We start from the raw sequence: 11,508 nt of genomic DNA, 5'->3' as shown, positions 1-11,508 counted from the left end.
GCATAAATGAAAGTGAGACTACAATCAAAAACGAATAAGACAAAACGGCATGAGTCCGATTCCATACCGGACTCATGCCTCAGCCTCATGAGAATCCTCAAATTTAAGAGTCGTCTCATAAAATAGCTCTTTTTTTAGTTCATGTAGGTGCCGCCGTTAATATTAATCGTTTCGCCCGTCATAAAGTCAGATTTGTCAGAGGCTAGGAAGGCGACAATGTTTGCGACATGCTCGGGTGAGCCGATCATTTTCAGCGGAATCCGTTCGACGACTGCTGCACGATACTCCTCGCTCCACTGCTTGCTCATATCCGTTTCAATCGGTCCCGGGCAGACAGCGTTGACATGAATGCGGTGTGCAGCAAGCTCCTTTGCCAAATGCATCGTTAAATAGTTGATGCCTGCTTTTGATGCACCATAAGCAGGAGAGGCGTTGTGATGCGGTGTTTTGCTGGTCGTTGAGCTCATGTTTACGATTTTTCCGCCGCCCTGCGCGGTCATTTCTGGGATGACGGCCTGACACATGAGGAAAATACCGGTTAAATTCAAATCTATCACTCTTTTCCACTCTTCAAGCGACGTATCAACAGTTGTTTTGCGCAAATTAATGCCGGCATTGTTGACCAAAATATCGATCTGCCCAAACTGCTGTTTTGCCTCAGCTATGAGAAGCGAGGCTGTTTCTGGCAAACTTGCATCACCAGCAACATAAGAAGCGCACTTTCTCTCAGTATTCAATTCTGTGCACATGGACTTGAGCAATTCTTCGTTTGTCCCATTGATGACGACATTTGCTCCTTTATCCGCAAGCGTCTCCGCAATGGCTCTGCCGATGCCGCGGCTTGCACCGGTGATAATGGCCGTTTTTTTGTAAAATTCCATCCCCATCCCACCTTCTTTAAATAAAGCGTTTACATTTAAATTATAAAAGCTAGTGTTTCTTTATTCAACAATACTTTTTTTGTGATGATGATGCAAGGACTTTATGTTTCAAAATGAAACAGATGTAACAGCTCTATGCCGCTGTTAAAACAGGGTATACTATAGGGACAAGTGATAAAGGGAGGAGAACAAAATGAAACTATATACAAAAACAGGCGATAAGGGACAAACGGGCTTAGTCGGGGGCAGAACGGACAAGGACAGCCTACGCGTCGAAAGCTACGGCACGATTGACGAGCTTAACAGCTTTATCGGGCTTGCTTTGGCAGAGCTTTCCGGGCAGCCCGGCTTTGAAGATCTGACAGCCGAGCTGCTGACCATCCAGCATGAGCTGTTTGACTGCGGAGGCGATCTGGCAATCGTTACAGAAAGAAAAGACTACAAACTAACGGAAGAATCTGTTTCCTTTTTAGAAACGCGCATTGATGCCTATACAGCAGAAGCGCCGGAACTGAAGAAATTTATTCTTCCAGGCGGATCAAAGGGTGCTTCGCTTCTCCATATCGCCCGCACCATTACAAGGCGGGCAGAACGAAGAGTGGTGGCGCTGATGAAATCGGAGGAGATTCATGAAACAGTGCTGCGTTATCTCAATCGTCTGTCCGATTATTTCTTTGCCGCCGCACGGGTTGTGAATGCAAGAAGCGGTATTGGCGATGTAGAATATGAAAGAAGTGCCATTGTGTTTCGGGACCGAGACAGCAGTGAATCATAAAAAGTGAAAACGAAAGCCGGCGTGTTCAAATACATGCCGGCTTATTTGTTTTTCACTCTGTCAATTTCCCATTTTACGACAAAAAATGAACCTTATGAATTATTGACTGAAAAATGGAAAAATGAGATATTGTAATAAATAGATGTAAAAAATAGGCAGTGGGGGGCTCTGATGGATGGTGAATTTAATTGAAAGTGATAGCATCTGGAAGAGAAATTTCAATTATCTGTTTTTCTCAAGAATAGTCAAGATATCCGGCGATATGTTCGCATTTAATTCAATATTATGGTTTTTAATTTATGACGGCAAAGGTGCGATCGGCACTGCTTTATTGATTGCTGTCACTTTTTTGCCGGAAGCCGTTCTGGCGCCTGTGACGGGGCCTTTTATGAAACAGACCACGCTGAAATTTTGGATGTACTTTTCAGATCTGACAAGGGCGGCGATTGTTTTGATTATCCCTCTATGTCATTTTGCGGGCTTCTCTCCGCTATGGTTTGTCATGACGCTTATGATTGTGCATTCAGCCACTGGAGCTGCCTACAATCCCGCCTCTATCGCTTTGATTCCTCAAATCGTCAATGAACAGGGCATTCAAAAAGCAAACGCTGTGCTGCAATCCTCCGCTCAAATTGTTCGGCTCGGGGCTGTCACATTATGCGGCGCTTTTCTTACGTTTATCAGTCCTTCTTATACCATGCTTATCGCACTTGTGCTCTATTTGGTGTCGGGTTTTCTCGTTCTTTTTATTAAGTACACTGCGGTTGAATCTCAATCAGAGTCTGCGGTTGTTACACAGAGAGGAACATATATCGGAAGACTGAAACGCGGCTTTAGGCTCGTCAGAAAACACCAGATTTTATATCCGCTCGCCATTTACTGTATCTTTATGAATTTCGCGGCTGCCCCATGGGAAGCGCTCTCTGCCGTATACGTTGCGGAAGATTTAAATGGCCAGCCGATCGTATACTCGCTTTTAAAGGCCACCACCGCCGCGGGCGCGTTTTTATTAGGGTTTGTGCTGGCGAAAGTCAAAGTAAACAGGTACGGCTTGTTATTCGTCACTGCCGGCATTATTGAAGGATTTGCTTTCTTTATTACCGGGATGAATACCTTTTTGCCGCTCGTCTTTTTCGCTGCTTTTACCTTTGGTGCCGCAGTCAGTGCTGTTAATGTTCCTGAGTACACGATTATCCAGACGTCTGTGGATAGTGAGGATCAGCCGCAGGTTTACGCCGTTATACATATGATCTCCAATATTTCGATCCCTGCCGGAGCTGTCATTTGCGGGTATGCCGCAAATGCTTTCGGCTCAGGTAAAGTGATCGCTGTCGGCGGGATTGTAGAAATTATTGCGGGTATCGGAATCTTGCTGTTTACAAAACTGGCCAAAGCAGAAAGGTCCGACCTGATTAAAGAAAGGGAAGCAAGTGTTCATCTGTAAAGGGTTTTGAAACGCCATGCCTCGTGCATGGCGTTTTTTTGTGCCGATGGGTCCGGTGCCAGATACGACTCCGGTCTTATATAAAAATCAATCTCTGATTCGTTTTGCATATCTTCCAACTTGTATAAGATGAAGACAAGGAAAACGAAAGGAGGATCTGCATGAAGATAAACAAGAAAACAATAGGCGGATTCTTATTAATTGTATTTGGGATCTCTGTCTTTTTTGGAGGAGGAAGCTTCGGCTTTATCATCCCGCTCGCCATCGGGGGCTTAATGACATACGCAGGAGTCAAAAGGTTTGCCGCGGGAAAAACCATCACGGGAATCATCGTGGGCGGTATCGGAGCCATTATGCTCATCTGCTCACTTCCGTTTGTCGTCGGAATCGCATTGGCAGCCGCTATGGTGTATTACGGCTGGAAGCTGATGAAAAACGGATCAGCTGATAACGGTGTATCATCTTTTGATCCTGAACCGGCTTCTGTTGCCTACCAATCTCACTTTGATGACGAATGGGAAGAATTTTTGAAGAAAAAATAATATCAATTTATTAGGAGGAATCAGGTATGGTATTAAAAAGAATCAGAGACATGTTTGTTGCGTCAGTTCATGAAGGACTTGATAAAATGGAGAATCCAAAGGTGATGCTGAATCAATATGTACGCGATATGGAAAGCGACATCGCAAAAGCAAAGCAAACAATTGTGAAACAGCACACGATTGCCTATCAATTTAAGAAAAAATATGAAGAAGCCGCTGAAGTGGCTGGCAAACGGAAAAATCAGGCACAGCTCGCATTTGACGCAGGTGAAGAAGAACTGGCGAAAAAGGCGCTGACTGAAATGAAGTATTTAGAAGGGAAGGCGGCTGAGCATAAAGCTTCCTATGAACAGGCTAACAGTCAGCTGGCTGACCTGAAAGAGCAGCTGGCGGCACTTGAAACAAAACTTCAAGACGTAAAGGATAAAAAACAGGCGCTGATTGCGCGGGCAAATGCGGCGAAAGCTAAAGAGCATATGAATACGACATTTGACAAAATTGACAGTGAAAGCGCGTATCGTGAATTTTTGCGTATTGAAAATCGTATTGAAGAAATGGAAATCCGCGCGGATTATTCAAAGTCAGCGGAAGCCGGCACAGAACTAACACGCAAAGAATTCGCAGATGATGTGGAAGCGGAGATTGAAAAAATGCGGGCGCTCTCACTGCAAAAATCAGACCAGACAAAAGCGGCAAATGAATAAGCGGAACGGGGAAGGATTTGCGGTCAAGTCCTTCCCTTCCGCACGTATCAATTCGCAAGCTTTTCCTTTATAATAGAATGAATGAGAAGGATGAAACCGAATGAAAAAAATGCTTGGCAAACTGTTGATCACTGCCGGTATTCTGGTTTTTTTCGCCGTCGTCGTAAAAGATGTGTTTGCTGCAGGCCTGGGTTTCATAAATGGCACAGAAGCCGATTCAGCCAGCGCATCGCCGCGGGACATTGACAGCATGGTCATTGAGTCGGATAGCAAGGATGTCCGGATTATAGCGGAAGAACGAAGTGACATATCGGCAGGCATTTCAGGAGACTCAGGAAAGTTATTTGTTACTGAAAACAATAGAAAACTGGAGCTGACCGTAAAGGAAAAAGAATTTCAATTTTTGAATGGGTTTAACCGTTCAACTCTTATCGTCAGGCTTCCGTATGATTATAAAGGTGATCTGGCAGTACGAACCTCAAGCGGTGACGTGTCTGTGGCCGGGAATCACCATCTTGCGCTTTCCAGGCTGAATGCAGTATCTGCAAGCGGAAATACGAGCGTGACGGACGTCCGCCTTCAAGACCTGAAAGTGAAGGCATCATCAGGGGATGTTTCCATTTCAAATACCGTCTCCAAAACAGCCGGCATTGATTTAACTTCAGGAGACGCAAATCTGGTTCATGTATCAGGCTCTCTTGAGGTGAAAATGACTTCAGGAGATTTTAATGCTGTATTGACAAAGGTAACCGGCCCCGTATCTGTCACGCTGACAAGCGGTGATGCCAATCTAAGTCTTCCCAAAAACGGCAGCTTTACAGTCAAAGCGAAATCAGCGAGCGGTGACGTCAGTTCGCCGTATTCATTTGCTGATAAAGCACATAAAGAGCAGCATCACATCACAGGCACGCAAGGAAGCGGCCGGCATCCAATCGACATCAAAACGGACAGCGGGGATCTAGCGATACGGTAGCACCAGGCATAAGAAAGGAGGCGGACACCAGGAATGACAAAAAAACAGCTTCTCGGATTGATCATTGCTTTATTCGGCATCAGTATGTTTTTGCAAATTATCGGAATAGGCGATCTGCTGTTTTGGCCGCTCTTTTTTCTGATTGCCGGCTATTTCCTTAAAAAATATTCCCGTGATTGGCTTGGCTCCGTCATGTATATCTTTGCCGCGTTTCTATTTTTGAAAAACCTCTTCAGCATCACCTTTAATTTATTCGGCTATGCGTTTGCCGCATTTCTAATTTACGCCGGCTACAGGCTTATCAAAGGGAAGCCGATATTTGAACCGAATGAGAAACAGGTCAATCTCAATAAAAAAGAACATCATGAGCCGCCAAAAGATGTAAAACATCCCGACATGCGCAGCTTTTTTATCGGAGAGCTGCAAATGATGAAGCAGCCGTTTGATCTGAATGATTTAAATGTCTCTGGTTTTATCGGTGATATCAAAATCGATTTGTCTAAAGCGATGATTCCCGAGGGAGAAAGCACAATCGTCATTAGCGGAGTCATTGGAAACGTTGATATATATGTACCATCGGACCTTGAAGTGGCTGTCAGCTCGGCTGTTTTTATAGGAGACATCAATCTGATCGGCTCGAAGAAAAGCGGATTAAGCACGAAGGTATATGCCGCGTCAACCGATTTCAGCGAGTCAAAGCGCCGGGTCAAAGTGTCCGTTTCCTTATTTATTGGTGATGTGGATGTGAAGTACGTATGAGAAAAAAACTGCTTGCCAGCCTCCAATGGCGCGCCATCCGCATGACAACGGGAATCAGCCTGCTCCTTTTTGCCTGCCTGATTTCCTTTATGATGTTTTACTATCGGCTTGATCCGCTTGTTTTGCTGTCATCAAGCTGGTTCGGAATTCCGTTTATCCTGATTTTGCTTCTGATCAGCGTGACCGTCGGTTTCGCCTCAGGGTATATGTACGGCAACCGGTTGAAGACAAGGATTGATACATTAATTGAATCCATTTTAACCTTTGAAAACGGCAATTTCGCTTATCGGATACCGCCGCTCGGTGATGATGAAATCGGCCTGGCCGCCGATCAGCTGAACGAAATGGCGAAGCGCGTGGAGCTTCAAGTCGCATCCCTGCAGAAACTTTCCAATGAACGTGCGGAATGGCAGGCGCAAATGAAGAAGTCGGTTATCTCAGAAGAACGCCAGCGATTGGCCAGAGATCTTCATGATGCGGTCAGCCAGCAGCTCTTTGCCATATCGATGATGACATCAGCCGTGCTGGAACATGTCAAGGATGCTGATGACAAAACAGTCAAGCGGATCAAGATGGTCGAGCATATGGCAGGCGAAGCCCAAAATGAGATGAGGGCGCTGCTGCTCCATTTACGGCCTGTTACCCTTGAAGGAAAAGGGCTGAAGGAGGGCCTTACGGAGCTTTTGGACGAGTTCCGAAAAAAGCAGCCGATTGATATTGAGTGGGATATACAGGACACAGCGATATCCAAGGGTGTTGAAGACCACTTGTTCAGAATCGTGCAGGAGGCCCTTTCAAACGTATTTAGACATTCAAAAGCGTCAAAAGTAACCGTGATTCTGGGCATAAAGAACAGCCAGCTCCGTCTGAAGGTGATTGATAATGGAAAAGGCTTCAAAATGGACCAGGTGAAAGCATCCTCATACGGATTGAATTCTATGAAGGAACGTGCAAGTGAAATCGGCGGGGTCGCCGAAGTGATTTCAGTAGAAGGAAAAGGCACCCAAATCGAAGTGAAGGTCCCGATTTTCCCGGAAGAAAAAGGAGAGAACGAACGTGATTCGAGTATTATTGATTGATGATCATGAAATGGTCAGAATGGGGCTCGCGGCTTTTTTGGAGGCGCAGCCCGATATTGAAGTCATCGGCGAGGCATCGGACGGCAGCGAAGGTGTTCGGCTTGCTGCGGAACTGTCGCCTGATGTCATTTTAATGGACCTTGTCATGGAGGGCATGGATGGCATTGAAGCTACAAAGCAAATTTGCCGGGAGCTTTCCGACCCGAAAATTATTGTACTCACTAGCTTCATTGATGATGACAAAGTGTACCCGGTTATTGAAGCTGGCGCGCTCAGCTATCTGTTGAAAACCTCAAAAGCGGCAGAAATCGCCGATGCCATCCGCGCCGCAAGCAAGGGAGAGCCGAAGCTGGAGTCAAAAGTGGCGGGAAAAGTATTATCCAGGCTGCGCCACTCAGGTGAAAACGCGCTCCCGCATGAATCGCTTACGAAACGGGAGCTCGAAATACTCTGCCTGATCGCAGAAGGAAAGACAAACAAAGAAATAGGCGAGGAACTGTTTATTACGATTAAAACAGTCAAAACACATATTACCAATATTTTATCAAAGCTGGATGTCAGTGACCGGACGCAGGCGGCGGTATACGCACATCGAAACCATCTCGTAAAATAGGCGGCTGCTATTTGTTGGCGCCTTTCGTTCCGAAGTCTCTGACAACCACATTGACCCGGTAGTCTATTTCCGCATTGCTGAAATAATCATCATCCCATTTTCTTGAAATCTTTTTCCACTTTTGAGGATAATGAATTCTGACCTCGTTTCCCAATCCGGTCACATCCGCTTTGATCTCTTTCTGCAGCTTCTCTGTAATAAATGACGTTACTGTTTCGTGTACTCGTTTTTCGACTGTCTTTTCAATACTTTTAATATATGAATCCTTAAACGAATCTTCATTGGGATTCCAGTCCTCAGATAGACGACCTTCAATAGTGCGGGTGACGGTGAATTTGAACTTTCCATCCTTATAGGCAGTCTTGATCTTCCGATTGCTTGAATATACTTCATAAGAAAAGAGATGGCCATCGCGCTTCAAGTCAATGACGCCTCCCTCGACAGTGCCTGAAAATAAGTTGATATTTTGAACCTCAATCGGGGTGAGATCGCGGTGCCATAATTTATTTTTTATGATAGAGGCTCCGTTTATCGCGAGCTTGCCGTTTTCCTTACCGACATGAGGGATGAGGAATGAATCGTCAGAGGTTAAGTGTTCTGAGATCTCCCCCAATGTAACTGGCTCCATCATTCTGATCGTCACCTTATTATTATCTGTCAGATCATATATCACGTTGGATGCGGGTTCGCCTTCATCATTCATTTTAAATATATCCTTAGTTCGGCCGTTGGTGATAAAGACGTAGGAACTCCTCCTTGTTCCGTTGTCTCTGACAAACTGGTTAATGATCGCGTCCATTCCAATTTGATCCGCAATCACGCTTTTGGAAAGCAGAATGAGACGCAAATGCTGTGAAAACGTAGGATTATGCTTTAATGCAGAGGTTCTCATCATGTGATGGACAGTTTCACCCTTTGTGACAGAAAGCTGTGTCGGATCAGATGAAGAGCCCTCCTTGGCGCTGATTTTTTTCGGAACGAGAATTTGCTGTGTCAGCTCTAAATTTTCATCGTCAGGCTTGTCTAGCCCTACTCCGATCACTAAGCTTAATTCCTCGATATTCTCACTGTCCCAGCATCCGGACAGCAATAGGGTGCATATAAACATACATAAAATCCGGATTTTCATTTTGCTGTAATCCTCCTCTTGAGAGCTACAATGAAAAAGAGAATGAACGGAAGCAGAAACAGGGAGACAAAAATATAGCCAAGATAATCGCTATACATCATGACTTGATTGGCGTCATCCGGCCAGAGAGAAAAATAAAAGACCGTTATGCCGATAATCACCATGCTTGTTTTAGTCGATAATCCAAATGTCTTCTTTAGCCCGTTAGCGGCAAAGTATCCGTAAATGACAAATGTGGTGAAAAACTGGATGATCCAGACCACCAGTAAAAACGATTCAAACCGTTCAATAAATATGCCTTTAAGCTCAAAGGACTGAAAGAGAGAAATAGTCGGCCAAATCAGCGTTTTTACCTCGGGAGCGGTCAAAGCTCCGACAACAATAATATACGTAAGGATATATAAGATAATCGGAATCAGAAATCCTAGAGACGCATATCTGAACGTGTATTTCTTTTTCTTCATATGTTCAGGAAGAAACAGCATCACTTCCATTCCTAAAAAAGAGATGGAAACGACGGTAAGGGAGTTTGCAATGGGTCCAAGGCCTTCGCCTAAAACAGGACGCAAATTATTGATATCAAAAATTTTAAAACTGATCCCGAACACAATCAGCAAAATAATAATGGTTACCGTTAAATAAAAGGGAAACAGCCGCGACACATCACTTAAGCCCCCAACGATTAAATAAATACCGCAGCAAATAAACGTTAAAATAATGACTTGAATTGGGGTTCTCTCCAACAGGAAAAACTTCACCATTTCAGCCATTGCCCGGGTCTCGAAGCTGGCTACGCCGAGGAAATAGCCGCAGATCAAAAGGCCGATGATGCTGCCGATCCATTTCCCAAGCCCTTCCTTCAAATATTCAAAGAGTGAAGGGTATTGATGTTTTTTCTGAATGAGCGTGTTTAAATAAATGAAGAAAATAAAAATGAAACCTTCTAATATCAGCGTGATCCAGCCGTCAGGCGTATTAGCCTTAGTGGTCAGCGCTCGCGGCAATGTTAAAAGTCCGGCCCCAAGCATTGTATTTGCAACAATAGAAATACCTTGAAAGGTATTAAGTTTCAGTGGAGTCTGTTTTTGGCTCATTTGGATTATTCGCCTCTTTTGGTTTGTTTTTAATTGGGAGACGGATAATGGAGTCATCCGTATTTTTCAGGCTAAAGAATCCGTTTGGCGAAAAATACGGAGACCCAAAGCTCGTTTGTCTCGTTAAGTGCGTATAAACGACAAGCATAAATAAAATAATGCCGTACAGCCCTAAAATAGCGGCGGAAAACATCGAAATAAAACGCAGCACCCGGAAAGACAGACCCATTCCGTATTGAGGAACGGTAAAGGATGCCAGGGCAATGACACTGACGACAATGACCATAATCGAACTGACGAGATTCGCTTCTACAGCAGCCTGTCCGATGACTACGCCCCCAACGAGGCCGATCGTCTGTCCGAGCGGATTGGGGAGTCGCAGTCCGGCTTCCCTTAGCAGCTCGATGGTGACTTCCATCAGCAGGGCTTCAAATATCGGAGGGAACGGCACGTTTTCCCTGTTCGCCGAAATCGTGACGGCGAGTGCGGTCGGCAGCAGCCCCTGATGGAAGGAAACGAGTGCAATATAAATCGATGACAAAAACAAGGTGATGAAGATAGACGCAAAGCGCAGCGACCGGATAAGAGATACTGAAATCCAGCGTTCATAGTAGTCATCCGGGGATTGCATCAGGATGCTGAGAGAAACCGGCACCAGCAGCACAAATGGTGAACTGTCGACCAAAATTGCCACACGGCCGTTAAACAGGGCTGAAGATACTTTGTCAGGTCTTTCCGTATTTTGAATCTGCGGAAATGGTGAATATTTATTATCTTCAATGAGCTCCTCGAGCGTTCCGCTGTCCTGGATATCTTCCAGCTGGATATTTTTAAGCCGCGCCTTCACTTCTTTTATGACGGACTTTTTTGCTTTGCCTTCAATGTACATAATGGCTGCAGGCTTCAGCTTGTTTTCGCCGATCATGATTTTTTTGGTGATCAATTTCGGATGAGAGGTTCTTTGTCTGATCAGAGCGAGATTTGTATCAATATCCTCTACAAACGCAACTTTTGGGCCGCGTACCACTTTTTCAGTTGTCGGCTCTGTCAGGCTTCTTGTTTTTTTCTTTCCTGTGGTCAGAATATAGGCTTTATCCAATCCGTTGATAAACACAGCACAATTGCCGTTGAGAATCGATTCAATCGTTTTTTTTGCGGTTTCAATAGGTCTTGCGTCAAGCTGGTCAAGGCGTTTTTTGACCTGGTCAAGCGTTAAGGTCTCCTCATCTTTAATCAAAGTTTTAATGGCTTCTGACACCTTATTCTCATCAGTCATTTCACTGAAATAGAGATAGTAAAAAACCAGTCCGTTCGCAAGCATTTTTTTGTTTTTCACCAGATCATCGTTTTCTTTTAATTTTGGCAGCACCAATGCTAAATTATCGTGTATATATTCCTTAAACTCTGTTTGTTCCAATGAGGTCACCTCTTATCCAAAACCTTAGTAGAGGTTATCTTTTCCTGTTAAAAAAATGATATACTGTGTTAGAGTATTTCATGGAGTAAGTTTTTTTT

Annotated in this window: 12 protein-coding genes; 8 read left to right on the top strand and 4 right to left on the bottom strand. The window is 44.6% G+C overall.

Annotated features, from left to right (window positions below; all coding sequences use genetic code 11):
• Positions 1–134: 134 nt before the first annotated feature.
• Positions 135–881, bottom strand: coding sequence for an SDR family NAD(P)-dependent oxidoreductase (locus NYE20_RS18065; RefSeq protein ID WP_161621268.1), 747 nt, complete (start codon positions 879–881; stop codon positions 135–137).
• Between the two features lie 193 nt (positions 882–1,074).
• On the opposite strand from NYE20_RS18065, the gene NYE20_RS18060 reads away from it, so the two are divergent.
• From NYE20_RS18060 to liaR, 8 genes are all read left to right on the top strand, one after another.
• Positions 1,075–1,656: a cob(I)yrinic acid a,c-diamide adenosyltransferase gene (locus tag NYE20_RS18060; RefSeq protein WP_024573172.1), complete on the top strand. Its 582-nt coding sequence runs from the start codon at positions 1,075–1,077 to the stop codon at positions 1,654–1,656.
• Between the two features lie 175 nt (positions 1,657–1,831).
• Positions 1,832–3,100, top strand: coding sequence for an MFS transporter (locus tag NYE20_RS18055; RefSeq protein WP_003244338.1), 1,269 nt, complete (start codon positions 1,832–1,834; stop codon positions 3,098–3,100).
• 161 nt (positions 3,101–3,261) lie between these two features.
• A complete protein-coding gene (gene liaI, locus NYE20_RS18050; RefSeq protein ID WP_042974723.1) occupies positions 3,262–3,642 on the top strand; it encodes a cell envelope stress-induced membrane anchor protein LiaI in 381 nt (126 codons plus the stop codon).
• A 26-nt stretch (positions 3,643–3,668) separates the two neighbouring features.
• Positions 3,669–4,346, top strand: coding sequence for a PspA/IM30 family protein (locus NYE20_RS18045; RefSeq protein WP_049139677.1), 678 nt, complete (start codon positions 3,669–3,671; stop codon positions 4,344–4,346).
• Positions 4,347–4,446: 100 nt separating this feature from the next.
• Complete coding sequence (locus NYE20_RS18040; RefSeq protein WP_049139674.1) at positions 4,447–5,319, top strand: DUF4097 domain-containing protein; 873 nt, start codon at positions 4,447–4,449, stop codon at positions 5,317–5,319.
• A 33-nt stretch (positions 5,320–5,352) separates the two neighbouring features.
• Entirely contained in the window at positions 5,353–6,078 is a 726-nt protein-coding gene (liaF, locus tag NYE20_RS18035; RefSeq protein WP_003242605.1) for a LiaRS two-component regulatory system accessory protein LiaF, read from the top strand.
• The gene (gene liaS / locus NYE20_RS18030) at positions 6,075–7,157 is read left to right on the top strand and encodes a two-component system sensor histidine kinase LiaS (RefSeq protein ID WP_049139671.1); all 1,083 of its coding nucleotides are present in this window, start codon (positions 6,075–6,077) and stop codon (positions 7,155–7,157) included. Before liaF ends, liaS begins: the two co-directional genes overlap by 4 nt.
• Positions 7,135–7,770 (top strand): two-component system response regulator LiaR, encoded by a 636-nt coding sequence (liaR, locus tag NYE20_RS18025; protein ID WP_021480575.1) that lies wholly within the window; start codon positions 7,135–7,137, stop codon positions 7,768–7,770. Before liaS ends, liaR begins: the two co-directional genes overlap by 23 nt.
• A 7-nt stretch (positions 7,771–7,777) precedes the next feature.
• Here liaR and gerAC read toward each other — a convergent pair whose 3' ends face one another.
• From gerAC to gerAA, 3 genes are read right to left on the bottom strand one after another with little or no spacing between them, the layout of a single operon-like run.
• Positions 7,778–8,899 (bottom strand): spore germination receptor protein GerAC, encoded by a 1,122-nt coding sequence (gene gerAC / locus NYE20_RS18020; protein ID WP_049139669.1) that lies wholly within the window; start codon positions 8,897–8,899, stop codon positions 7,778–7,780.
• Positions 8,896–9,993, bottom strand: a complete 1,098-nt coding sequence (gerAB, locus tag NYE20_RS18015; RefSeq protein WP_029318427.1) for a spore germination receptor protein GerAB — start codon at positions 9,991–9,993, stop codon at positions 8,896–8,898. Before gerAB ends, gerAC begins: the two co-directional genes overlap by 4 nt.
• Positions 9,962–11,410, bottom strand: coding sequence for a spore germination receptor protein GerAA (gerAA, locus tag NYE20_RS18010; protein ID WP_049139666.1), 1,449 nt, complete (start codon positions 11,408–11,410; stop codon positions 9,962–9,964). The genes gerAB and gerAA overlap by 32 nt, the downstream gene beginning before the upstream one ends.
• Positions 11,411–11,508: the final 98 nt, after the last annotated feature.

The organism is Bacillus sp. FSL R5-0416 (genome assembly GCF_037975425.1).
Taxonomy (GTDB): Bacteria; Bacillota; Bacilli; order Bacillales; family Bacillaceae; genus Bacillus; species Bacillus subtilis.
The sequence above is the reverse complement of the archived record's forward strand: the minus strand, read 5'-3'. Positions and strand labels throughout refer to the sequence as shown.